The organism is Oxobacter pfennigii, from assembly GCF_001317355.1.
GTDB lineage: Bacteria > Bacillota > Clostridia > Clostridiales > Oxobacteraceae > Oxobacter > Oxobacter pfennigii.
Genome location: NZ_LKET01000014.1, coordinates 100,841 through 126,412 on the forward strand (window position 1 = coordinate 100,841; position 25,572 = coordinate 126,412).

Below are 25,572 nucleotides of genomic sequence, written 5' to 3' on the forward strand. Positions count from 1 at the left end.
CCAAAATAAATTTCAGTCCCATTGAATCCAAGTTAAATATATCACATGCCATATTAATCGGTCAACATTTTTCTTAAATATAAAGGTAATGTGGGCTTTATTTATTGTATAAATCCTGAAATATGATATAATTTAATCGTTGATTGATATTTAACTGTCAATTATCAATTTATTATATGTTTTATCCTAAATATCAGATAGGCGGGGTCAAATATGTTTGAGAGCATTTATAAAAATCTATTATATAAATTGAAAGACGGAAATGAATGTGTGATACTGACTTATCTTGAACCAAAGATAGAAAAAAGAGGTGCAATTTTAGACAAGCTACTTATATCAAGACAAGACCTTGAAGATAATTTGCATATGTTTTCCGAAGATATTAAAAGCGATATTTTAAAAGCTTTTTTAACAGGCAGTCCAATAACTTATTCAGATAACAAACAAACCATATTGATTGAACCATTCTTCCCAAGACCTAGACTGGTAATCTTGGGGGGAGGACATATTGCAAAACCACTTGTTGAGTTTGGCACAAAAGTAGGGTTTTCCGTTGTTGTATCTGATGATAGGCCTACTTTTGCCAATACTGCAAGATTCCCCGAAGCTGAAGATGTCATATGCGAGAGCTTTGAGAGAGTATTTGATAAGCTTAGATTAAGGCAGACAGACTTTGTTGTAATTGTAACCAGAGGGCACAGGCACGACGGAATTTGCCTGCGTAAAACATTAAATTATTCGCCGGCATATGTTGGCATGATCGGTTCAAAACGCAGGGTAAGAGAAATGATGCAGCAATTGGAAACCGAAGGATATTCAAGAGAAGTATTGGATAAAGTCAATTCACCCATAGGCCTAAGCATAGGTGCTGTTACTCCTGAAGAAATTGCAATTTCAATAATAGCACAAGTAATAAGTTATAGAAGAGCCATTGGAACAAATCTTAAAAATAAAGAAAAGTTTAATTGGCCGGAATTTGATACAGATGTAATCAGGGAGATATCAGAAGAGTCTTCTATGCCGAGAGCCCTTATAACCATAATTTCTTCCAAAGGCTCTGTGCCTCGGAAGGCAGGAGCTAAAATGATACTTTTTGCTGACGGCCGTTCTTTGGGAAGCATAGGCGGCGGCTGCAGCGAAGCCAATATATTGGTGCTATCCCGTGATATTATCGCCAACAAGGGTTATTCAATAGAATTTGTGGATATGACCGGCGAAGTAGCCGAAGATGAAGGCATGGTTTGCGGCGGTGTAATGGATGTTTTAATAGAAGCTTTTTAAAGAAAAATTATTATTATAAAAATCCTCCTGCGGGAGGAATTTTTATTCCGGGAGTGTGTACCATGAAAAGTATTTTTAAAATTGTTTATATAGTATTTTGCATTGTATTTACTTTTGTTTCTTTGTGCAGCTGCAACGCCAAAACTGGATTCAATGAAAATGCAGTTAAAATATCTGTCGCTGTCCCCCAAAGCCCGTCAAGTTACCCGCTTATGTATATGATAAAAAATAATTCAATGCAGGATTTTGCTGTCGAAACCCAGCTCATACCCTATTCATCCAATGATGAGCTAAACCAAATGGCAGTATCAAATCAAGTACATTTTATGATAGCCCCCATCACAGAAGCCATCAAGATTTATAATAAGGGAGTAAACGTAAGGCTTCTTGGAGTTACTCTATGGGGTGCACCTTATGTTATAAGCAGCGACAAATTCCTCAATGATATACAGGATTTGAGGGATAAAGAAATTGCCGTATCAAAAGAAGGCTGTCTTCCTGACCTTATATTAAGGCATATATTGATTGGAAACGGATTGAATCCAGATATTAATCTCAAGATAACATATATGAATGAAGCTGATATTTCAAACAAGCTCTCCGCCGGAGAAATTTTATATTCCGTCTCGGATGTAAATGACTCCGCTTCCATATTGACATATACAAATTATTATTATTTCAGAAAAGACGGATTTGATATAAAAAAACGACTATCCCTTGAGGAATATTGGTATAAACTGACCGGCAAACCCGGCAAAAAAATACCTATAGAAGCTCTGATTGCAGTTGGTGATACAATAGAAAACGAAGAAATGGTAATGGAGTTTTTAAATAAATTTAGGGAAGGTACAAAATGGATAAACTCCAATACATCTGAGATGAAACATATTGCTATTGAATATTTCCCGGAATATGAGGAACAGGAAATATTCGAATCTCTTGAATATGCAAATTTAAAGTTTGTATCCCCGAAAGAGAGTAAAAAGGACATAGAAGAGTTTTTTAATGAGCTTTTAAAAACAACGTCTATAGATATCATTAATGCTAAGCTTCCTGATGATAATTTTTATTATAAATAACAATGAAAAGAGACCTGTCTAATTGACAGGTCTCTTTTCATACTATTTAATACAGCAATTTATTTATTAGGGGAGTAATTTAAGCGATTCTAATTTATCTGCTACATCCTTCAAGCCAAGTTTTTCAAGACAAGCTCTTGTAGGTGCTCCTGTCTTTTCATCCCAGCCATATTCTTTATATAACAGAGTGAGTGCTTCTTCGGTATCCTTCTTATCAAGTTTAACTGTTCCAGGAGTATAAGCTTTCTTATCAGGATCAGCAGTAAATACCCACTCAGGAATTGCATCATGCTCTTTGCGCAGGTTTACAGTTCCCATTCTCATGATTGTATCGGCTCTACTTAATGTAGTTATTCTTTCGCCAACAAGGTCGAGATCTGCTTCAGAGGTTTCAACTCCTGTAGCTAAAGTGAAGAACTTTGCTTCAAGAGCCGTATCACCTCTGTAATTTCTAGATTTTGACGGTGAAACTGCCATTGGCCATGTATAGTTACATAATGTTATTGAATCGTGGAGGAAGTTTCTATCCATTGACCATTTAGCAAATTTAGCTTTATATACATTCATAGGAGTATAATCGTTGGGTTTATCCAACGCATCCGGAGAACCGAATATCTCGCCAGCAACTTCTTTCAGAATTTCTATGGGAAGTCCAGCGCCTATGAAGTTCATATGAGTATGGGAGTTAGCATCCCTATTTTTAAATACATTAACCAAAGTTCCAACATGAGAGCCCGCTTCATTGCTGTGATGCTTTGCATATCCCATTTTTGACCAGAGGTTATTACCCTTATACGCCCAGTATTCTTCTCCCAGATTCCAGTATTTATCAAGCCAGTAGGGTCCGTCTGCTATATGATAGAATTCACCTTGCTTTAGAGCTATTCTCTTATAAAAGTCCAACAAGAAAGCAGGGTCACCTTTTTCCAACAAGTCCCATGGTATGCTATCATACTCTTCTTTAGGAAGCTTTTCTTTGAATACACCATGATCATAGCAATATTTAAAGTCTCTTCCCAACTGCATGTAGTTGCTCCAGATGCCATAATCATCAACCAATCTTGCTCCAAGAGTTTTTACTATGAACATATCCATTCCCTTTGAATCTCCATCAGCTGTACCTTTGACCATAACACCCGAATGGCAGCCATAGTTAGCACAAGTACTTGTAGCATAACCTGACAAACCATATTTCTCAAGTTCAGGAACTAACATATCTGAATGGCAGCGAATGGGACATGAGTAACATCCATCCATTCTGATTGTTCTTTCCTCAGCGATTGGTCCTAAATCAAAGAAACCTTTCTGAGTACGAAGTCCAACCCAGTTGGTATTTCCAGGAGGGCATTCCCCTGTTTCTACCGGAGGCTCAGCTGCTCCCCAGAATAAGTCTTTTTGAGCAGTCCAGCGTGTCGATGGATTGCTGTATTCAGCCCAGGGCTGCGGGGTGCTTGGAACAACGTGCTGGTTGTTGGCACCGACGATTTCCTTCATAAAATAATCATTGAGCTTTAGCCATTCTTCAGCTTTGCCTTCAGCTATAGGAATTGCCTTTGTGCCCTTAACGCCTATTGCTTTAAGCTTTTTAGAACCGAATACCGCACCTTGACCTCCTGCTGAATGGCTGTTGGAATTTACTACAGACGACAAATTAATCAAATTTTCGCCTGCTTGTCCGATAGCTGCAACGCATGCTTCCTTTCCCATTATTTTTGCAATCTCAGCTGATGTATCACGAGTGCCTTTGCCCCAGAGATTAGAAGCATCTTCTATTGAAACTTTATCATCTTCTATGCGAATCCATACAGGTGTTTTTGACGCTCCTTCAATTACTATGCCATCATATCCTGCAAATTTCATCCACGGTCCGAAGTTTCCGCCCATGTGGCCGTCTGTAGCAGCATGATATGGGTTAGTAGGCGATAATGTAGTTATATTGGTTCTTCCGCTGCTGGGTACACCGGTTCCTGTAAAGGGACCAACAGCAATTACAATTTTATTAGCCTCGTCTAAAGCCTTTGTCCCCGGGGGAACCTCATCAAATAAAATTTTATATCCAAATCCGGCTCCACCTACTAAATCCTTATATTTCATAGAGTCTTGAGTAGAAATACTTCCTGTGCTTAAGTTTACTCTCAACAATTTACCTGTCCATCCGGTAACTTTAGCCATTATTTTTCCTCCTATCCATAAAAAAATAATATAAATATTTATGGTTACAGTATGAGTCTAAATTTCTACTATGCTATGCTATAGCCTTTCTTTTTAAGCATTACTGTAACTTCTTTCCAGGGCATTATTTGCAGTGCTCCTGCCGGGCAATGCTCTGCACATGCACCGCACAAAATGCATTTTGAAGACTTTTCCGTTTCAGGATCCACTGTAGGCATATGCCATGGACATGCTTTGGTGCAAGTACCGCAGCCTATGCATTTTTCTTCATCAACTGTCCATGTTCCTGTTGTTTCACTGTAAGCAATTGCTTTTACAGGACATTGCGCCATACATTGAGGATCTTTGCACTGCCTGCATGTTTCCTGAGTCATCAGGAAGTTGCCATAATCACCTTCACCTTTGTTATAGTCTGCTGCCATTGTCAATCCATAATGGTAGTTTCTTGCGACCTTTACTCTTGAAATATATGGACTGGACTTTCCATTATTCTTGATTGAGCATATAGTTTCACACTTTAGACATCCTACACACCTGTTTCTCTGAGCAATTAATATTCCTTTAGGAGTTACAGTAACAGTAGCTGTAGGTGTTGCCTGATTACCTGATTGATTGTTTCCGCATCCAAGTAAATTAAGCACTGTGGCTGTTACAGCCATTGTTGAGATACCCTTCCCACTGATTTTTAAGAATTCTCTTCTGGTCCTTAACTGTTCCAGAAAACTTTGAATCTCTCTTTCTAACATGATAGCTCTCCCTTCTTAATTAAATTTGTTGTAATACGAAATATTTTTCTATCGTATTGCCTCAGTCTTAAACTGGCTTTAATTTTCCTTCGGCCATACCCCCTTCCGGAATTAAATAATTTTATATACAGCAATAAGGCATAAGCAAATTAAGCAACATGACTATGGGAAGTTATCCAATAAATAATTTACATCGAAGACCATACTGAAGTTCACATCCAAAAGATTCAAGCTAGGATACAATCATAATTTATACTTTTGCATAAAAATTCGAATTAATGATAAGTTATTTTGCAGAATCGAGTATAACAAGGTTAAAGAAGCATTATTTCAGCCAAAGATATAAGTGATGCCGCAGTTTAATTTCCATTATTTTAAAGTTAGTTATTTAACTAACTTTACCTACAGATAAAAAAATCTAAAAGTTATTAATACTGCAAACTTTTAGATTAGTAAAGGTTAAATGATAATTATGAATACATATTTTAAAAATTATAAAACATTAAATTTACTAATCTGCCATCAAAAGCTCAGTGGTTACGCCATAATTTCCGCTTATTTGCTCGTTTTTTGGAAATTAAACATTTCGATTTTTAAATTCCTATTAATATGTTATTCATCAAGATTTTCCTTTATATTCGGATACCTCTTTATCCGAACCAATTTCTATTTTTCTTTAAAACTCAAGTTAAATATATCACATTCTTAATTATTAATCAATATAATTTTCCATTTATTATAGTATTATATATGTGTTTTATGGTATTAATTCTAAATTATGGTATTATTTATTTTTATATTGACTTTTTATTAACATTTGTTAAAAAATTGTTTTTTACTGGCCATATGACATGTTTATAAAGACGATTGACTGACTGTTTATACAAAATTAGCATATGAAATAAAGAATTAAACACAATTATAAATAAAAAATAACTATATTTATTAACTGCTAAATTATAATTTGCAGCATTTCATTAATTATAAAATTGTCTCCATGATAATTTTAAATAAAAAAATCTGCCTGATAACTCAGGCAGATTTTTTTATTTAAATTAAACTTCTTTAAACAAATCTGTTGATAAATATCTTTCACCGGTATCCGGGAGCAGCACAACAATTGTTTTTCCTTTGTTTTCCGGCCTCTTGGCAATCTCTGTGGCAGCGAATGCTGCTGCTCCTGATGATATTCCCACTAAAAGCCCTTCTGCTTTTGACAGCTTCTTTGAAGTTTCAAAGGCTTCTTCGTTTTTTACCTTGAATATTTCATCTGCAATTTCCTTATTCAACACATCAGGCACAAATCCAGCACCTATACCCTGTATTTTATGGGGTCCTGGATTACCTCCTGAAAGAACAGGTGAATCATTCGGCTCAACTGCTACTATTTTGATATTCGGATTTTTCTGTTTTAACACTTCGCCTACACCCGTTATGGTCCCGCCTGTTCCTACACCCCCTACAAATATATCCACCTTTCCGTCAGTATCATTCCATATTTCCTCTGCGGTAGTCTTTCTATGGATTTCGGGATTAGCAGGATTTTTAAACTGTTGGGGCATATATGAATTTGGAGTTTCGGCTGTCAATTCTTCAGCTTTTTTTATAGCACCGCCCATACCCTGGGATCCGGGAGTCAATACAAGTTCTGCTCCAAGAGCTTTAAGGAGGCTTCTTCTCTCTGTACTCATAGTCTCAGGCATGGTAAGAATAATCCTATAACCTCTTGCTGCTGCAACAAACGCAAGTGCAATTCCTGTATTACCGCTGGTGGGTTCTATAATTACAGAATCCTTATTTAAGAGCCCCTTATCCTCGGCGTCTTTAATCATTGAATAACCTATTCTGTCCTTTACGCTGCCGCCGGGATTAAAGTATTCAAGCTTTGCTAAAATTGTTGCCTCTGCTCCTACGCTGCTGCCATAATTACCCAGTTCTAAAAGTGGTGTATTACCAATAAGTTCTGTCAAATTCTTTGCTATTTTCGCCATTTTATATCCCTCCGTATATTTATATATTCTTAATTTTTAACTATTCCAATATGATTAGTTGGTTTTTATATAAATTTTTATATATTATATTTTAAATATAATATATAAAAGATGAATTATCCGTAATCTTTTTATATTCTATAACCAAATCTTCCAACTTTACCGAATTGACTATATCATCTATACAACTGTCCACTTTCTCCCACACATTGCTTGAAATAATATATTCAAATTTATCTTCAGTATTACTTTTGCTCTTATCATCTATAATAGACAGGCTGCCTTCAAGGGTTCTTAATATCTCTCCAATGGTGATATCTGAAGAACTTTTCCCAAGTATATACCCACCCTGAGCACCTTTTATACTTTTTACAAGGCCGGCTTTTCTGAGAGAAGAAAAAACCTGTTCCAGATAATTCTCTGAAATGCCTTGCCTTTGTGCAATGCTTTTTAATGCAACCTGATCTCCAAGAGAATTTACCGCCAAATCCAGCATTGCACGCAACCCGTATCTTCCCTTTGTAGAAATTTTCATAACTGACACCCCAAATCAATTCCTAGTAATCCTATATGCTTAATATAATAATATAATCTTCTACGCATATTGTCAATATGGATTAGAAATATTATAGAAAAAATATTTCAGTTGTTTCCATGGCTTGCATAACAAGATTATCTATATCCAATGCTGCTTCTGATGCTTCAATATCTGAAAGTTTTGGCTTTGTCTTTGGGTGTTTTGGCACGAAAATGGTACAGCAATCCTCATAGGGAAGTATTGATGTTTCATAAGTTCCTATTTGTCTTGACAGAGACATTATATCTGTTTTATCCATTGACACAAGAGGACGGAATACAGGACGGTCAGATACACTGTCGCTGACTACCAGGCTTTCCATGGTCTGGCTTGCAACCTGACCTATACTTTCTCCCGTAGTTACGGAATTTACTCCATACTTCTCCGCCAAGGCACAGGCTATTCTCATCATGAATCTTCTCATAATGATAGTTAATTCATCCTCTCGGCATTTTTCCATTATCTGCATTTGTATATCGGTAAAGGGAACAACACATAGCTTCATATGGCCTGTATATTCCTTCAATATCCTGGCCAATTCTTTTACTTTCTCTTTGGCCCTTTCACTGGTATAGGGATGGCTGTGGTAATATACGCAGCTTATATCCACTCCCCTTCTTGCCATTAAATATCCTGCCACCGGAGAATCTATGCCGCCGGACAGCATTAAAAATGTGCTTCCGTTTATTCCATAAGGAAGCCCTCCCTGAGCCTTTATCCTTTTTGAATATACATAGGCTTTTTCTCTGATTTCCACATTAACAACGCATTTGGGATTGTGTATATCTACGGATATACCATCCACATTGTTTAACACATATTCTCCTACGGCTCTGCTGACTTCCATGGAATTTAAAACAAATTTTTTATTAGCCCTGTTTGTTTCAATTTTAAAGGTAGAGCAAAAGCTATCATTAACCTCTTTAAATGCTTGAGCTTTTATTGAATCCATATCAGCCTCTACCTGGGTAACTATGCAGATTTCAGTGATTCCAAAAACCTTTTTCAATCTATCAATAATCTCATTAAAGTTCTCAGAATAAAGAAGCGTCCTTCCGGAATCCGTAACATATTCATAATCCAAACCCTTCAATGCATTATCAATATTGTTCTTCAACTTCTTTTCAAATGTATTTCTGTTAAGCCCCTTTAAGAATATTTCCGGGGCATATTTTAATAATAAAAGTTCTTTCATTTTAACCCCTCCTTAAAAATTTAAGGCATTTACTTAATGCGTTTATGGCTTTATCCACTTCACTAAATGTATTAAATTCACTGAAGCTGAAGCGTATTGTTCCTTTTATTTCCTCGTTTTTTAATCCTATTGCTTTGAGCACATAGCTGTCTTTAGTATCTCTTGCCGCACAGGCTGAACCAGTTGATACAAACACCGATTCTGCTTCTAGCATATGAAGCAGCACTTCTCCTCTAACTCCAATAAAAGATATACTTAATATATAAGGTGAAAAATCATTTATATGCTGTCCGTTAATTTTTATACCCTTCATTGATGCTATGGAGTTTAGAAAATGTTTCTTAATATTCAATACATGCTCAAAGTTTTTCTCTCTATTTTTATATATAATTTCTACGGCTTTAGCAAATCCGGCATAAGCTGCAAGGTTTTCGGTGCCGGACCTCAGCCTTTTCTCCTGCCCGCCTCCATATATAAGTGGTTTGGGGGTAAGGCCTTTTCTTATATAAGCAATTCCCGCGCCGCGGGGTCCGTGTATTTTGTGAGCGCTGGCAGACAAAAGATCGATACCTGAACTTTGTATGTTTATGTTAAGCTTACCATAGCTTTGTACTGCATCTACGTGGAATTTTGCCCTGCTGCTTTTTTCTTTTATAAGCTTTCCTATGGCTTCAATGTCCTGTATGATGCCGGTTTCATTGTTTACATGCATTATACTTACTAGCTGGGTATTTTTATTTATGCTCTTTTCCAATTCATTTAAATCTATTTTCCCTTCATTGTCTACATTGAGATAAGTTACTTCAACACCTCTGCCTTCCATCTCCATACAAGTATTCAATACGCTGGGATGCTCTGTTTTTGTTGTTATTACGTGAGCCCCTTCTTTAACAAACCCAGTCAGCAAAAAATTATTGCTTTCACTGCCGCCCGAAGTGAAAACTATTTCACTGGCGCTTACATTCAAAGTCTTTGCAATAGCTTCCCTGGCCTCATTGAGTTTTTTTTCAGCCATTAAGCCTAAAGAATGGGCAGAAGAAGGGTTCCCGTAATAGTTTCTCATTATCTCAGCCATTGTATCTATAACCTCATCGTAAGGTTTTGTAGTGGCGCTGTTATCAAAATATACTTCCATTTATTTCACCTCTTAATTGCAAATAACCTAATATATATAATAAATTAATTTGTTTATTCTTTAAATATACTGTTCAATAAAAATAATTTTATTATTTTAAATTTTCATAACCTACTAATCATACCGGATTAATATAGTATTTTCAATGACTTTACGGATTTTACTGCCTTTTATGCTTAAGAAATGCTGAAAATATGCCCTTGACAACGAAAATATAAGATGCTAATATTAAAAAAATTCAATAGAGAATGTTCTCATCCAGAGAGGTTGAGGGACTGGCCCAATGAAACCTCGGCAACCAACAGGTTCATTTACCTGGAAAGGTGCCAACTCCTGCGCCCTGGTTAAGCTTGGGTCGAAAGATGAGAGGGATAACTTACATTTTTGTATATACAACCTCTTTCATCCTCTCGATCAGGTGAAAGAGGTTTAATTTTATTAATAAAAAACATAATGATTTAAAAGGAGAGATAATAATGAGCGAAAGAGTATTAAAATTTGACACCCTGCAGGTACACGCCGGTCAAGAGGCTGATCCAACTACAGGTTCAAGAGCTGTTCCAATTTATCAGACCACTTCCTATGTATTCAATGATACCCAGCATGCAGCAAACCTTTTTGGATTAAAGGAATTTGGCAACATTTATACAAGGATAATGAATCCAACTACCGATGTATTCGAAAAAAGAATAGCTGCCCTAGAGGGCGGAATCGGCGCTCTGGCAGTAGCTTCAGGTTCTGCAGCCATAACATATGCAATATTAAACATTACCCAGGCAGGAGATAACATAGTATCAGCCAGTACTCTTTATGGCGGAACATATAACTTATTTAAATATACACTGCCCAAATACGGCGTTGATACCATATTTGTAGATCCAGATGATACAGATAATTTCAGAAAGGCAATTAATGATAAAACAAAGGCTTTGTATATAGAATCCATAGGCAATCCGGGAATAAACTTAATCGACATTGAAGCTGTTGCAAAAGTAGCTCACGATAACGGAATACCTCTGATTATAGACAACACCTTCGGTACACCTTATTTGATAAGGCCAATTGAATATGGTGCTGATATAGTGGTTCATTCTGCAACAAAATTCATTGGCGGACACGGAACATCCATAGGCGGGGTAATCGTTGATTCAGGTAAATTTGACTGGGCAGCAAGCGGAAAATTCCCCGGATTAACTGAACCGGATCCAAGCTACCATGGAATTAAATACACCGAATCCTTCGGAGGATTAGCTTACATTTTAAAAGCAAGAGTAGTTCTTTTAAGGGATACAGGAGCAGCTTTAAGCCCTTTCAATTCATTCCTCTTCCTTCAGGGACTTGAGACTTTATCTTTAAGAGTGGAAAAACATATTTCCAATACAAAGAAAATTGTAGAGTTTTTACAGAACCACCCTAATGTTTCATGGGTTAATTATCCCAATATAAAAGGAAACAAATACTATGATTTAGCGCAAAAGTATTTCCCCAATGGCACAGGCTCTATATTTACATTTGGTGTAAAAGGCGGAATTGAAGAAGGGAAGAAATTTATTGACAGCCTTGAGATATTCTCACTCCTTGCAAATGTAGCCGATGCGAAATCCCTGGTTATCCATCCTGCCAGCACAACTCATTCACAGCTTTCAGAGGAAGACCAGAAAGCTGCAGGTGTTACACCTGATCAAGTCAGATTATCTATAGGTATTGAAGATGCTGATGATTTAATATATGATTTAAATCAGGCTCTTAATAAAATAGGCTAATAGTATTATTATATAAAACTTTTTTCACAACCTAAAAGGGACTCTCTATATAATTTAAAATTATGGCTCTTCTGGAACTATTCTATTTATCGGAGAGTCCCCCTTATTTGTAATATAAAATAGCAATGAAAAGAGGAGTAAGTATGGGTACGAAAGAGGTAAGACAATTTTTTCTTGAGAGAAGCTTACCGGATCCTGTATTTGAACTTTCTGACAGCGGTGCAACTGTGGATTTGGCTTCAAAAACCTTAGGAGTTGAACCCGGGCTAATTGCCAAGACACTTGCATTTAAACTGAAAGACAGAAATATTTTGATAGTTATGAGCGGTAATTGCCGAATAGACAATAAAAAATTCAAACAATACTTTGGTATTAAAGCAAAGATGCTTGAGCACGATGAGGTTTCAGATATTACCGGCCATCCTGTAGGAGGGTTGACACCTTTCGGATTAAAAAATGGACTCGAAATCTATCTTGATATTTCCATCAAAGAATTTAAATTTGTATATCCTGCTGCCGGTTCAAAAACAGCAGCATTAAAGATATCTCCGTCACTTATGCAGGAGCTTACGGATGCAATTTGGGTTGATATATGCCAGTAACGTGCAGGGTTATCGTTTTAGGTTTGCTTATATGACATATATCAAACTTGACATATGATAAGTTAAATGTTAGTATATTTTAAAAATGAATTATTCAATTCTCATCAAGAGAGGCAGAGGGACTGGCCCGATGAAGCCTCGGCAACCTTCAGGTTCATTTATCTGAAAAGGTGCCAACTCCTGCGCTGGATTTTAAAAATCCAAGCGGTAGATGAGAGAGGAAGCCTTATTCAGGTTCTGATAACCAAGCCTCTTTCATCCTAAGCTTTAAAGATGAAGAGGTTTTTTTATTTGACATTATTGGAGGTTAAATCGTGGATAAGGTAAGGATAGCACTATTAGGTTTAGGCAATGTGGGGAAAGGTGTATGGAAAATATTAAATACAAATATTGAAGAAATTAAAAAACGCTCCGGGTACGAGATAGAAGTTTCAAAGATACTTGTCAGAGACCTTAATAAGGACAGGAGTATTTCAATACCTCCAGGGATATTGACTGCAAATCCGGATGATATATTAAATGATAACAGTGTAAAGATTGTCGTAGAATTATTAGGCGGAATGGACCCTGCCAAAGATTATATACTAAGATCAATTGAAAATAAAAAGCATATTGTTACAGCAAATAAGCTTCTGATTGCCACTGCAGGAGAAGAACTCTTTTCTGCCGCTTATGAAAAAGGGGTACAACTATGTTTTGAAGCAAGTGTCGGCGGCGGTATACCTATAATTAAAAATATAACCGAAAGTCTTACTGCCAATAAAATCGAAGAAATTATAGGTATTGTAAACGGCACAACAAATTACATTCTTTCTAAGATGGCCGATGATGGAGTGAATTTCCAGAACGCTTTAAAGGAAGCACAAATAAATGGACTTGCCGAGGCAGATCCTACTTCCGATGTGGAAGGCTATGATGCTTTATACAAGCTTTTAATATTAGCTTCCCTTGCTTTTGATACAAAAATTGATGTTAATACAATCCACAGAGAAGGAATTCGAAACATTGAATCAATAGACATTAAATATGCACAAGAATTAGGGTATGCAATCAAGCTTCTGGCTGTTGCCAGGGATAAAGGTGATAAATTAGAGCTTAAGGTTCATCCGGCAATGGTGCCTGCTTTCCACGCACTTTCAAATGTTAAGGATTCCTTTAATGCAATCCTAATTAAGGGGAATGCCGCAGGGGACTTGATGTTTTACGGAAGAGGGGCAGGAGATTTGCCAACCGGCAGTGCAGTAGTGGGAGATATAATATCCATATTGAGAAATAAAAGGGATTTACCCTTCAAAAGGCTGTTTAAAAATGATACTATTCAAAAGAAGGTCTGCTCTGCTGAAGAAGTCGTATCATCATATTATATCAGGGCTAGTGCCGGGAATATTCCCCATGTTTTCGATAAAATAAAATCCATATTTGCAGAAAATGATATCAATATTTTAAATATTATTAAAAACGTTGAATCTCAGAATACTGTTTATTTTGCGTTAAAGACCGGCTGTACGTCAAAAACAAATTTAGATAAAGCTTTAAACAAGATAATGGATATTCATTATGTTGATAAAGTTGAAAATATAATAAGGATAGAAGATTTATATTAAAATAAGCTTATTGCTGCGAAATACAGCAATAAGCTTATTTATTTAACAGCAAAGAAATCGACTGTTTTATCTGCCAATGGCTTGTTCAAGATCCTTTATTAAATCAGTTACATTTTCTATACCTATGGATAACCTTAAGAGCTTGTCTGTTACCCCCAGCCTGTTTCGCATTTCTACCGGTATTGCTTCATGTGTTTGCACATAAGGATAGGTAATAAGACTTTCTACTCCCCCCAGGCTTTCCGCAAAAGTAATGACCTTCACATTTTTTAATATTTTTGCTACCATTTCCACAGACTTTACTGTAAATGAAATCATTGAACCAAACCCGGTAGCTTGTTTAATGGATACCTGATATTCATCATGCCATGGCAATCCAACATAATAAACCTTCTCTACTTCATTATTTTCATGCAGCCATTTTGCTATCTCAAGGGCATTATTCTGCTGTTTATCCATCCTTATCGCAAGAGTTTTTATCCCCCTTAGTATAAGCCAGCTGTCGAAAGGAGACAAAACAGCTCCGGTGGATTTTTGTATAAACCTGAACCTTTCAATCAGTTCTTCATCATTTACAACAATTAATCCCGCCAGCGTATCATTATGCCCTCCAAGATATTTAGTACCGCTGTGTACTACTATATCAACTCCAAAGTTTAAAGGTTTCTGATAATATGGCGTTAAAAATGTATTATCTACTATGGTCAGTATGCCTTTCTGCTTTGCAGTTTTTACAACTTCCGCTATATCAGTAACCTTCATCATTGGGTTTGATGGGGTTTCAATTAAAATCGCCTTTGTATTATTTTTTATTCCTTGTATCATCGTTTCTAAATTACTGGTATTCAGATATGAAGTTTCTATTCCATACTTCTTGTATATTTCTTCAAATAGCCTGTAAGTACCTCCATAGAGATCATCAGATATAATAATATGATCACCTGCAGAAAATATGGTAGCTATTGCTGTTATAGCAGCCATCCCTGTTGAGAATGCCAAGCCTTCTTTACCCGACTCAAGCTTTGCGATTGTTTTTTCCAATTCTTCTCTTGTCGGGTTTTGAAGCCTTGAATAATCATATCCCGTACTCTGATTCAAACCAGGATGCCTGAATGTAGCACTCTGATAAATGGGAAAACTTATGGCTCCTGTTTTTTCATCATATCCTTTATATCCATGTACAACTTGCGTATCAATACAATAATAATCCTCTTTCATAGTAAACTCCTCCTGCATATTTGTAATTTTATTTCAATCATTGATATTCTTTTATAGTTTTTATTGGATAAAATTAAAAACCTCCTTCACCAATAATTATGGACGAAAGAGGTTAATAAATTTCCACCATTTTGTTACTATCCTCTCTCATCTTCCACTTAAATTAATCAAGCGTAGGAATTGGCACCTTTTCAGATAAATGAATCTGAAGGTTGCCGAGGCTTCATCGGGCCAGTCCCTCTGCCTCTCTTGATGAGAATTGTTCAAGTATTTAATTTTTCTAATGTTATCATTATAAATATAATGTGTCAAGCAGAATTAACTATAATACTGTTCTATATAAATTCGCAATGAAACTTTTTGCATTGATTAATAACTGATGCGCAGCCCAAAACACATTACATATACACAACTAAATGAAAAACATATATCCTTGATCTGTTCTATATTTTTCTATCTCATCTGCTAAATCATACAAAGTTATTCCTTGCAATGCAGTTTTAACCGCATCATCCAGAGGATCGAAAACTGATCGCCGTAAAGCTGTTTCAATTTCAGGAAATCCAGGCGAAACAGTCTCTTCCGTTCTTTCAAAAAGAGTAAGTTCCACTGCTGTCAGAATATCATAAACAGTTATTTCCTGAGGCACCCGGGAAAGCTGATACCCTCCCTGGGCTCCTTTTACAGAATTGACCAAGCCTCCTCTTTTCAGCAGTGAGAAAACCTGTTCCAAATATATTTTGGATATCCCTAACCTTTCTGAAATACTAATTATCGTAATATATTCACCGTTGTTATATAATTGAGCCATGTTTATCAAAGCGATAATCGCATAACGTCCCTTTACAGATATCCTCATATGTTAAATCTCCATTTCATACTTATACTTTATCTATTTGATAATATTTGAAAAAAATATCCTTGTCAATAGTATAGCCACCATGGAAAATTCTAAAAACCCAATCCCCATAGTCAGGAATTTATTTTTTCATATATGAAATGATAGATAGTGCATTATATATTGCTTGAAAGCTCGGGTCTTATAACTCCTGTTTCCAGAGCTAAAAGATAATCCGCCCATTTTGAAGCCCAATCCCTCAGTTCCTGTACTCCTAAAGGTTCCGGTGATTTTGAATCTGTGTGGTTTGCGATTTTATTTGCAAGGCTTAAATAAACCTTAGCCTGTTCTGAACCCGGTGCTGCTTCAATGGTGGTTTTCCCCTGAAGCTCACATTGAGTAACCGTGACTGAACGGGGTATATATTCCACAACCTGGGTTTTAGTCTGGGTGATAAAATCATCGACTATTTCCCTTGCATAAGGAGCGTTAATGGAATTTGCAATAACACCGCCAAGCAGTGCACCGCCTGAATTGGAATATTTTTTTATACCTTTGAAAAGGTTGTTTGCAGCATAAATAGCCATAAAATCAGCAGATGAAACGGTAAATACATGCTCGGCTATTCCTTCCCGTATTGGTACGGCAAATCCTCCGCATACGACGTCTCCCAATACATCATATATGACAAAATCAAGATCCAGCTCTTCAAATATACGCTGCTGTTTAAAAAGTTCCACTGCAGTTATAATACCCCGTCCTGCGCATCCTACACCGGGAGCAGGACCGCCGGCTTCAACACAATAAACACCGTTAAAGCCCTCATGTATTACGTCATGGGCATTTACCGTACTTTTTTCTCTTAAGGTATCAAGTACTGTGGGTATATAAGTGCCGCCCCTTAAGGTATTGGTAGAATCGCTTTTAGGGTCGCATCCGAATTGCATTACTTTATATCCCATTTTAGAAAGGGCAGCTGACAAATTTGAAGTAGTGGTGGATTTACCTATACCGCCTTTACCGTAGATTGCAATCTGAGTAATTTTTTTTGACATGTCATTTTTCCTCCATATAAGAATGATTTGTTTTGATAAAGTAATTTGTTAGTTTTGTTAAAGCATTTTCAATATAATCAGGCTGCTCGAAAACTGATATTTTGTTTATTTCCAGGGCTCTTTTCACGCCCATTCCGACCCTTGCAACCAGCACTGCCGTACAGTCTGAAAGCGCATTTATAACATATGAAAGTTCTTCATTCTTATGTTCCCCATTTGCGCAAAGAGGTGTAACAATACGTCTTTCTATATACTCTCTGGAGCCATCGGATTTGATATCGATGATAAAAAAATCCTTTGCCCGTCCAAAATGTTCATTTATCACTTTTCCGTCTGTACTGGCAACTGCCACACGCCATTTTCCGCCCATGAGAACCGCCTCCATAGAGTTAATATTTTAAATTAAATTTGATGCGCCACCCGATTTTTCTATGGACGGCGCATCTAATTCAGTAAAGGAGGTATATTGTAAAGTCAGATATTATTTATTTATATTCTTCAGGTATGCCGTCCAGTGCTGTAAAGCTGTTTTTATGAAGATTATCCACATCAACACCTGCATCAAGCATTCCTACTTCCTGAAGTTGTTTTGCAGTTATACCGAAAGCATCATATGCACCGCTTACTGAAGGAATATAATTAAATGTCTTTAACACTTTTGCATTTACTTCAGCATCTCCGGCTACCCATTTATTATCTACCTGTATTTTAGCTGCTTCATCCTGATTTTCCTGTACCCATGCGCTGGCCTTCTGCATAGCTCTGGTATATTTTGCGGCTATATCAGGATAATCAGTTACAATATTTTCCCGTACAAATGCTGAGCAGCAGTATTGATCCTTATATGGTGCATCAAGGGCTGAATCAAAGACTACATTCAGGTCATATTCATTGGCAGCGATTGTAGCTGTGGGATCATTCATGGCAATGGCATCAACTGCTCCGTTTTCAAGTGCGATTGGTAAATCTGTGGTGCTGTATACTACGAATTCTACTTCGGAATTCTGAACGCCGACACCAATTCCATTATCAGCCAATACGCGCTTTGTGAATATAATGGGGCTGCTGGTCATGCTTGGAACTCCTACTTTCTTTCCCTTGAAATCAGCCGGGCTTGTAATTCCTGAATCCTTTTTAGCCAGTACCTTGTCGCATCCGGTGTGCAATCCTGTAGTAATTTTTACCGGTAATCCGTTTGAAAGGGGCTGAACCAAGCTGGCAAGAAGACTGAAACCGGCATCAACCTGATTGGCTGTTACCGCATCAAAAATTGTTCCGGGGGCTAGCTTGGTAAGTTCAACCTTTAAGCCCTCTTCCTCAAAATAACCCTTTTCATATGCCATATGCAAAGGGGCTTCGCACAGACTTCCGCCATAACCTATTCTTAATACAAAATCCTTACTCTGGTCGGCTTCAACTGTGGGAGCAGGTGTACTGCTGCCTGGTGTGGCAGTTGAACCAGAAGGGGTCTGGTTTGAAGAACAGCCGGCAAGAACTGTCATCACCAAAGTGATGGCAAAGAGGGGTATAAGCAGCAACCTTCCTCTTTTTCTTTTAGTCACAGAGCTTTTCTTTGTAATCATTTTCATTCTCCTCTTCTTTTTATAATAATTTAAAGGTAATATTGTATTTCTTCTGTTTTTCCCGCAAAATTGAGAATTTTTAATATCTTAGCTCTTAAGTTTAAAAAGTCAGGTAAGTCCCTTCCGCGGGGCCGGCTTATATCTACCTGGATTATACTTTCGATTTTAGCGGGCCTTGGTGTCATAACAAATATCCTGTCGCTTAAATAAATGGCTTCATCTACATCATGGGTTACCATTACAGTAGTAGTTCCCCTCTCCTGCCATATCTTTATAAGCTCATCCTGCATATTCATCCTGGTGAAGGCATCCAGCGCTCCAAAAGGCTCATCCAAGAGCAATACCTTGGGATGATTGACTAAGGCCCTTGCAAGGGCTGCTCTTTGAGCCATACCCCCCGATAACTGGTGAGGATAGGATTTTTCAAAGCCTTCCAGGCCTACAAGCCGTATAAAATCCAATACTTCATTTTCCTTATCCTTGTATATGTTCCTGACTTTTAAACCAAAAGCTACGTTTTCATAAACATTAAGCCATGGAAAGAGAGTAGGATCCTGAAACACAAGACCTCGCTCATAACTTGGTTGCGTAATGGGTACATTATCCAATGTGAATTCCCCTTTATCCGGTTGGGTAAGGCCTGCAAGGAGCCTTAAAAATGTGGATTTTCCACATCCGGATGGCCCTATAAGGGAAATGAATTCTCCGGCTTTTATATCCACTGCAACATCCTGCAATGCTACCACCGGCTGTCCGTCCTGCTGAAGGAAGGTTTTTCGAATATTTTTTGCTTTTATGCTGCCATTCAGTTGTTCTACCATTTAATAACCCCCTTCTGCCATCCTAATACTCTGTCACGGACTTTAAACATTAAGGTTATGATAAACGAGAAAGTAAAAGCTATTACCATTAGACCTGCATAAACATTGGCATATGAGAGCATTTCCCTCTGCCAGTTTATATACCAGCCTATACCGAATTTTACTCCCAGCATTTCTGCTGTCATTAAAGTAATGAAGGAGGAGCAAGTACCGTTGAAGATGCCTATAAAAATACTTGGCATGGCATCGGGCAGTGCAATCTTGAAAATTTTCTGCAAGGTACTTGCTCCAAGAGTACTGGACACTTCAAAGTAAGCATTTTTTACATTTGATATTCCAGAGCTGGTTAATACCGTTGTAGGAAACCACACAGCAAGAGCTATTAAAAATACGCTGGCCTGAAAGGAATTTGCAAAAGATACCAACGCAATAGGCACCCAGGCTGTTGAGGGTATAGGTCCTAAGATCTTAATAAGGGGGTTTACCCAATAACTCCAGCCCTTGCTCCAGCCTACAAGTATTCCTGTAGTTATACCTATGGTTGCTCCTAAAATATATCCCAGGCCTAAAAGCCTTCCGGAATAAGCAAGGCATTTCAATATGAATTGCCATTCTTCCATAAAGACCTTTAATATTCTGTCAGGATTTGGAAAATATATTGCAGGAAGCAGCATAAGCTTCAAGGTTACGAAATTCAATATATTTAAAAGTGCTATCACTGTTGTTATAAACCAGGATTTATAGGCATATTTTTCTCTTACCTTTTCATTAAACAGCGATAAAAGAGCCAGACCCAAAGTTATCCCAATTGTAATAATTAAGGCTATAGTAAAATAAGGCAGCGGCTTTTGAGTATAACGTGGGCTGTTTGGCATCAGAAGGTGAACTAAAAGCGCCAACAAAGCGCTGAAAGTCGGGAGCAATGTCTTAATATTAAACACTATAGCCGGGTTCTCCCTGGATGTCACCGCAATGCCGGTATTACTGATGTCAGACATAATACTTCCTCCTTTCTTTATACTGCGTCCTGGCTTTTGATATAAGTGAATGGATCCTTTTCATACCATTCCTTTTTATATGGAAGCAAGGTGTTCTCTGCAAGCTTTTTATTGAACTGGCTGTTCCTCACTATCCTGTTCAGCCTTCTTGCCACTTCGAATGTTCCCGAATAACCCAGGTAATTGTACCCTGGTCCGAAAAGGGGCAAAATTGGAAGGCCGTATTTAGCTGAAATATTGTTTCCGCCGGTATGGGTGATAAAAACATCGGGTTTCAAAAGATTGATTAAATTTGATTGTTCAAAGGGCTGGTTTGTTGCCACATCTATAACCACATCTTCTACATCTTCTAATGCTTCGAATATGGGTTCTATAAATTTATCAAAGTGATGGGCTTTAAAGCCTACAACCTCCATTCCAAGATCCTGTATTATTTCGGCTGTTGCCACAATACGAACCTCTCCTCCGGCTAGGAATACTTTTTTCCGGGAAAGTATCTTGCGATAAGGTTCAAGACTTTTATCAAGAAGCTCATTTTCATCTTTTATCAATAGATGTGCTTCTTTTTCAAGACCAAAATATTCTGCGATTTTTAAAATCCAGCGGTCTGTATTTTTTCTGCCTATGGGAATAGTATCTATAAGGAAAGGTATATCGTATTTTTCCTTTAAATGTTCAACGAAATAGTCATCATGGGTACCGCAAATACTTACATTTAACGAAGTTTCCAGTGAATACTCAAAATCTTCGGGTTTTGCATAGCAAGGAATAAAGTTAACATTTAATCCTATGGCATTTAACAGTCTTTGAAGCTCCAGTTCATCTGCTCTGCTCATGGATGAAACATTCAAAATATTTACATTGCGGCTTATCCTGTACTGCTCCTTTAGCTTTTCAAAGTCAGGTTCGGCAATATATTCACGCCTTTCGGGCTTTCTTATATAATTTTTAAGAATTCCATGATATACTGCGTCATAAGCTGTTGCCATTACCTTTGTCTTAAAACCTTCGCAATGTATGGGTACAATAATTGATGCAGTCTGAGTTTGAAGGTCTGCCAGTATGCTGTCTATATCATCACCTATTAATGCAGGTACGCAGCCATTAGCTACGATGATTGTATCCGGCCGGAATTCTTTGTCTGCATAAAGAACCGCTTCTCTTAGCTTTCTTTCTCCTCCACCTATTACATCGGCTTCATCCAGATTAGTGTTAAGCCATACAACTCCGTCTGCCTTGGGATCCCTTAATTGCTTGAAGGATTTGTTAACTCCCACATTGCTTATGCTGCAGGCTCCGCAGCCTATAGGCGAGTGCATTATAATAACGGCGTTGCGTAATGTGTTCAAAATTGCCAAACTCAATGTAAACTGACATCCCTGAGTTTGGGAAAAGCGCCTTCCTGCAAGGTTCAAGCATCCGGTTTCTGAGAAGCAACCGCCTTTTGAACATTTAATCATTTCATCAACTGTTCCGCCAAAGGCAATGTTGGCCTTCAATCTGTCTTCACGGGCCGGTGCTGATTTTGCGTTTAAATAATTCATACAAGTCCCTCCTATCTACCTGCAACAATAATACTTAATAAATCTTCAGTTATACTCAATGCCCCGTTAAATCCTGCATAAGTCCGGTTTAATACAACCCTGTTTGTAACGGGATAAGATAATGTCAAAAGAGGAAATCCAAACTCTGCCGATAAATCTCTCTCAAATACGCTTCCCACTACCACTGCAGGATTAAAAGCATCGTAATAGCGGTCATTTCTGTTTTGAGGCCAAATTTGCGCTATATATTTTTTAACCGATGATGCATCAGTATCAAATTTTACAACGGGTGAAATCCCAGACTCCAGATTTTCAAAACGCTTTAAAAGCTTTTGCTTTTGATTGTCATCCAGAAAATCTGTTATAACAACAAGCTCGGGAATCCACCCCAATTCATCTGATAAAAAACGGGTAACTGCCGGAGCATAATTCCCATCACTGACTACAACGGCATACCGCTGCAGATCTATGTCATTATAAATGTCTGCAATTCTTTCAAGGTAATTATAATAAACTGATTTTTCTTCCTTTATCACAGACTGTGTTAAGGATTCATCCAAGTCCAAGGCTTTAGATACATTGTTTAAGAAAGCCTCCGTTGCAATTGCTCCAATAGGAAATTCTGTTGTAATATAAGGAACATTGTGTACTTCTTCAAATTCTCTTGCCACACTTTCCCCATATACATCAGATACCACTATATTCAAGCTGGCTTGACCGGAATTTTTAATATCGTCAAGGGTTTCACCCTCTCCGAAAAAAGTGTTTACTTTAAGACCTAATTTTGAAAGGAGTCTTTTAATTTCTCTTAAATTTCCCTCCCAGAATACATCCTGTGCCGGAACAATACCCAATACATTTACCGACTTAGGTACTTTTACACTGGTTTTAAAAACATATTTTTTAACCAATGCACTTAATACAAGTTCATATCCTGTAAAGGAATTCCCTCGGAAACTTGGAGTATGAACTGCAATTACTAATTTTTCCGAATCTAAAAATTCAGAGGCAACAGAATCTAAATCATCACCTATCATCTCAACCATACAGCCAGTAAGTATGAGATATATATCTCCGTCCATGATTTCAAGGGTGGTGGCTATTTGTTCACGCAGCCTATCTTCCCCGCCGAAAACAATGTCTCTCTCCACCACATTGGTGCTTGATAAAGAAAGCCCTCCACAATATCCTCCGCCTAAATACCCGGCACCGGGATTAATGGCATTATGCAGATTGTGGCCGCAGCCTGCCGAAGCGTGAATAACAGGTATAGCCCTGGGTATTGCCCTTAAAGTAGCAAGAGCACCGCCTAATGCACAGGCATACCGCGGTCTGTCAACAAATTTGCTCAATTTTTCTCTCCTCCATTAAATAAAATAATCAATTGCTTCTTTAACCATGTGAAAAAGTTTGTTCCAGTCCTCCGTACTCATAGAGAAGGCCGGATAAATCTCCCTTTCCCGGTATGCCGCAGGCATCTGCCCGGCAGTGCTGGCAATGCCGGAATACCGGCAGGTATTCTTCAGCATCTATACGCGCTTTGTTGAGTTCACCGCAATCGGGTGAAGATACACAATCCATCTCATATTGAGGAATCAAAGGAATAATATTAACTATTGAAGCTCCCAATCCTTGGACAGTCTTTGCTATCTCTTTTATATGAAAATGGTTTATTCCAGGAATGAGCACAATATTTATTTTGATCATGGCTCCCAATTCAGCCATTTTTCTTATACCTGCTTTTTGTGCATTGATCAGCATATTCATAGCTTCTATCCCCTCATAAACTTTTCCATCAATTAATACATAAGAGCAAATTTTCTCCAAAACATAAGGGTCCACAGCATTAACTGTAACCGTAACGGTTTTGACTCCCGCATTCCATATATCCTCTGCATATCTTTCTAGCAAAAGACCATTGGTGCTTAAACAATTTATAAGCTCCGGATGGCGTTCATGAATAAGATTGAAAGTCTTTATGGCATGCGGCGTTGCCAGAGTATCACCAGGACCTGCTATACCTGCAACGGTAATTTCGGGGCAAAGCTTTAATGATTTATCCACTATCCCAATTGCTTTTTCAGGTGAAAGCAATTCTCTCGTAACCCCGGGGCGCTGTTCAAATTTATTAAAGCTCCTCTTGCAAAATTTGCATTGTATATTACAAACAGGGCTCACGGGAAGATGCACCCTGCCGCTTGTCATATTGGCCCCGCCGCTGAAGCAGGGATGGCGGTTGGATATATTTTCGAAGCGTTTATCAATTTCAATATCAAAGCATGCCATAATCTAACCTTCTTTACACTAGAATTTTCTTTCCAAACTATTGAATAATGGCGTAGATAAATATCTCTCCCCTGTATCGGGAAGCAGAACCACAATAATTTTGCCTTCAAATTCCGGCCGCTTAGCAATCTGAGTAGCTGCAAAAGCAGCGGCACCAGAAGAGATACCAACAAGAATCCCTTCAATTTGCGCCAGAGCCTGGGAAGTTTCATATGCTTCCTCTGTCCTGACCTTGTATACTTCATCATAAATTTCAGTATTTAAAACTGTTGGAACAAAACCTGCGCCTATTCCCTGGATTCCGTGGGAACCGGGAGCTGAACCTGAAAGTACCGCAGAATCAAAGGGCTCTACTGCTATAATTTTTATATTGGGATTTTTTTCTTTGAGTGCTTCACCAACACCGGTAAGTGTACCGCCTGTGCCTACACCTGCTATAAAGGCTGCAATTTCTCCGTTTGTATCACTCCATATTTCTTCAGCAGTTGTTTCCCTGTGAATTTTTGGGTTGACCGGATTATTGAACTGCTGGGGAATAAAAGAATTAGGTATTTGAGATGAAAGCTCTTCAGCCTTTCTTATTGCACCTTTCATCCCGTCTTTTCCGGGAGTAAGCACCAATTCAGCATTGAGAGCTTTTAGAAGATTGCGCCTTTCTATACTCATGGTTTCCGGCATGGTTAAAATCAATCGATAACCTTTGGAAGCCGCCACAAAGGCCAGTCCGACACCGGTGTTGCCGCTGGTAGGCTCGATGATAACCGTGTCTTTGTTGATTATTCCTCTATCTTCAGCGTCCTTTATCATAGCATAAGCTATCCTGTCCTTGACGCTGCCCAAGGGATTGAAATATTCAAGTTTGGCTACAAGCCGTCCCTTTATGCTCTGTTTCTTGTTATAATCCGTTAATTCCAATAATGGCGTGTTACCTATCAGATCAGTCAATTTGGATGCTATTCCTGCCATTAATTTTTCCCCCAATCCATTAAATATTATTTTATATATATGTTTAGTATGTTTTGATTTATATTGTATTATATTCTGCTATGAAGATGATGTCAACAATTATTGCATACTTTTCTTA

The 25,572-nt window shown here is 37.8% G+C and carries 22 protein-coding genes and 3 riboswitches; of the genes, 5 read left to right on the forward strand and 17 right to left on the reverse strand.

What is annotated here, in order from left to right:
• The first annotated feature begins 213 nt into the window (after positions 1-213).
• Both OXPF_RS01375 and OXPF_RS01380 read left to right on the forward strand, forming a co-directional pair.
• Complete coding sequence (locus OXPF_RS01375) at positions 214-1,281, forward strand: XdhC family protein (protein WP_054873421.1); 1,068 nt, start codon at positions 214-216, stop codon at positions 1,279-1,281.
• A gap of 62 nt (positions 1,282-1,343) precedes the next feature.
• Positions 1,344-2,360, forward strand: coding sequence for an ABC transporter substrate-binding protein (locus tag OXPF_RS01380; RefSeq protein WP_054873422.1), 1,017 nt, complete (start codon positions 1,344-1,346; stop codon positions 2,358-2,360).
• Positions 2,361-2,426: 66 nt separating this feature from the next.
• On the opposite strand, the gene OXPF_RS01385 is transcribed toward OXPF_RS01380, so the two are convergent.
• The 6 genes from OXPF_RS01385 to OXPF_RS01410 all read right to left on the reverse strand — a co-directional run bounded on the left by OXPF_RS01385 (position 2,427) and on the right by OXPF_RS01410 (position 10,176).
• Positions 2,427-4,532: an aldehyde ferredoxin oxidoreductase gene (locus OXPF_RS01385; protein WP_054873423.1), complete on the reverse strand. Its 2,106-nt coding sequence runs from the start codon at positions 4,530-4,532 to the stop codon at positions 2,427-2,429.
• A gap of 68 nt (positions 4,533-4,600) precedes the next feature.
• On the reverse strand, positions 4,601-5,278 hold the full coding sequence (locus tag OXPF_RS01390; protein ID WP_054873424.1) for a ferredoxin-like protein: 678 nt from the start codon (positions 5,276-5,278) through the stop codon (positions 4,601-4,603).
• 1,055 nt (positions 5,279-6,333) lie between these two features.
• On the reverse strand, positions 6,334-7,269 hold the full coding sequence (gene cysK / locus OXPF_RS01395) for a cysteine synthase A (RefSeq protein WP_054873425.1): 936 nt from the start codon (positions 7,267-7,269) through the stop codon (positions 6,334-6,336).
• Between the two features lie 91 nt (positions 7,270-7,360).
• On the reverse strand, positions 7,361-7,804 hold the full coding sequence (locus OXPF_RS01400) for an RrF2 family transcriptional regulator (RefSeq protein ID WP_054873426.1): 444 nt from the start codon (positions 7,802-7,804) through the stop codon (positions 7,361-7,363).
• Between the two features lie 91 nt (positions 7,805-7,895).
• Entirely contained in the window at positions 7,896-9,041 is a 1,146-nt protein-coding gene (gene thiI / locus OXPF_RS01405; RefSeq protein WP_054873427.1) for a tRNA uracil 4-sulfurtransferase ThiI, read from the reverse strand.
• A gap of 1 nt (position 9,042) precedes the next feature.
• Positions 9,043-10,176 (reverse strand): cysteine desulfurase family protein, encoded by a 1,134-nt coding sequence (locus OXPF_RS01410; RefSeq protein WP_054873428.1) that lies wholly within the window; start codon positions 10,174-10,176, stop codon positions 9,043-9,045.
• Positions 10,177-10,427: 251 nt separating this feature from the next.
• Positions 10,428-10,545: riboswitch (SAM riboswitch) on the forward strand.
• Between the two features lie 107 nt (positions 10,546-10,652).
• On the opposite strand from OXPF_RS01410, the gene OXPF_RS01415 reads away from it, so the two are divergent.
• The 3 genes from OXPF_RS01415 to OXPF_RS01430 all read left to right on the forward strand — a co-directional run bounded on the left by OXPF_RS01415 (position 10,653) and on the right by OXPF_RS01430 (position 14,145).
• Positions 10,653-11,939, forward strand: a complete 1,287-nt coding sequence (locus OXPF_RS01415) for a homocysteine synthase (protein WP_054873429.1) — start codon at positions 10,653-10,655, stop codon at positions 11,937-11,939.
• Positions 11,940-12,082: 143 nt separating this feature from the next.
• Positions 12,083-12,541, forward strand: coding sequence for a YbaK/EbsC family protein (locus OXPF_RS01420; RefSeq protein WP_054873430.1), 459 nt, complete (start codon positions 12,083-12,085; stop codon positions 12,539-12,541).
• A gap of 98 nt (positions 12,542-12,639) precedes the next feature.
• Positions 12,640-12,759, forward strand: a riboswitch (SAM riboswitch).
• A 96-nt stretch (positions 12,760-12,855) separates the two neighbouring features.
• Complete coding sequence (locus OXPF_RS01430) at positions 12,856-14,145, forward strand: homoserine dehydrogenase (RefSeq protein WP_054873432.1); 1,290 nt, start codon at positions 12,856-12,858, stop codon at positions 14,143-14,145.
• Positions 14,146-14,211: 66 nt separating this feature from the next.
• Here OXPF_RS01430 and OXPF_RS01435 read toward each other — a convergent pair whose 3' ends face one another.
• The 11 genes from OXPF_RS01435 to cysK (OXPF_RS01485) form a co-directional block, all read right to left on the reverse strand.
• Positions 14,212-15,363 carry a trans-sulfuration enzyme family protein gene (locus OXPF_RS01435; RefSeq protein ID WP_054873433.1) on the reverse strand — a complete coding sequence of 384 codons (1,152 nt, stop codon included), beginning with the start codon at positions 15,361-15,363 and terminating at the stop codon, positions 14,212-14,214.
• 144 nt (positions 15,364-15,507) lie between these two features.
• Positions 15,508-15,622, reverse strand: a riboswitch (SAM riboswitch).
• Positions 15,623-15,775: 153 nt separating this feature from the next.
• Complete coding sequence (locus OXPF_RS01440) at positions 15,776-16,222, reverse strand: RrF2 family transcriptional regulator (protein ID WP_054873434.1); 447 nt, start codon at positions 16,220-16,222, stop codon at positions 15,776-15,778.
• A 155-nt stretch (positions 16,223-16,377) separates the two neighbouring features.
• Entirely contained in the window at positions 16,378-17,256 is an 879-nt protein-coding gene (nifH, locus tag OXPF_RS01445; RefSeq protein WP_054873435.1) for a nitrogenase iron protein, read from the reverse strand.
• A 1-nt stretch (position 17,257) separates the two neighbouring features.
• Positions 17,258-17,626, reverse strand: coding sequence for a NifB/NifX family molybdenum-iron cluster-binding protein (locus tag OXPF_RS01450; protein WP_054873436.1), 369 nt, complete (start codon positions 17,624-17,626; stop codon positions 17,258-17,260).
• 115 nt (positions 17,627-17,741) lie between these two features.
• A complete protein-coding gene (locus OXPF_RS01455) occupies positions 17,742-18,839 on the reverse strand; it encodes an ABC transporter substrate-binding protein (protein ID WP_054873437.1) in 1,098 nt (365 codons plus the stop codon).
• A 29-nt stretch (positions 18,840-18,868) separates the two neighbouring features.
• Complete coding sequence (locus tag OXPF_RS01460) at positions 18,869-19,660, reverse strand: ABC transporter ATP-binding protein (protein ID WP_054873438.1); 792 nt, start codon at positions 19,658-19,660, stop codon at positions 18,869-18,871.
• The gene (locus OXPF_RS01465; RefSeq protein WP_083479638.1) at positions 19,654-20,658 is read right to left on the reverse strand and encodes an ABC transporter permease; all 1,005 of its coding nucleotides are present in this window, start codon (positions 20,656-20,658) and stop codon (positions 19,654-19,656) included. Before OXPF_RS01465 ends, OXPF_RS01460 begins: the two co-directional genes overlap by 7 nt.
• A gap of 17 nt (positions 20,659-20,675) precedes the next feature.
• Positions 20,676-22,202 (reverse strand): nitrogenase component 1, encoded by a 1,527-nt coding sequence (locus OXPF_RS01470; RefSeq protein WP_054873439.1) that lies wholly within the window; start codon positions 22,200-22,202, stop codon positions 20,676-20,678.
• An 11-nt stretch (positions 22,203-22,213) separates the two neighbouring features.
• Positions 22,214-23,554 carry a nitrogenase component 1 gene (locus OXPF_RS01475; RefSeq protein ID WP_054873440.1) on the reverse strand — a complete coding sequence of 447 codons (1,341 nt, stop codon included), beginning with the start codon at positions 23,552-23,554 and terminating at the stop codon, positions 22,214-22,216.
• 40 nt (positions 23,555-23,594) lie between these two features.
• Positions 23,595-24,488 (reverse strand): radical SAM protein, encoded by an 894-nt coding sequence (locus tag OXPF_RS01480; RefSeq protein ID WP_054873441.1) that lies wholly within the window; start codon positions 24,486-24,488, stop codon positions 23,595-23,597.
• An 18-nt stretch (positions 24,489-24,506) separates the two neighbouring features.
• Complete coding sequence (cysK, locus tag OXPF_RS01485) at positions 24,507-25,454, reverse strand: cysteine synthase A (RefSeq protein WP_054873442.1); 948 nt, start codon at positions 25,452-25,454, stop codon at positions 24,507-24,509.
• Positions 25,455-25,572: the final 118 nt, after the last annotated feature.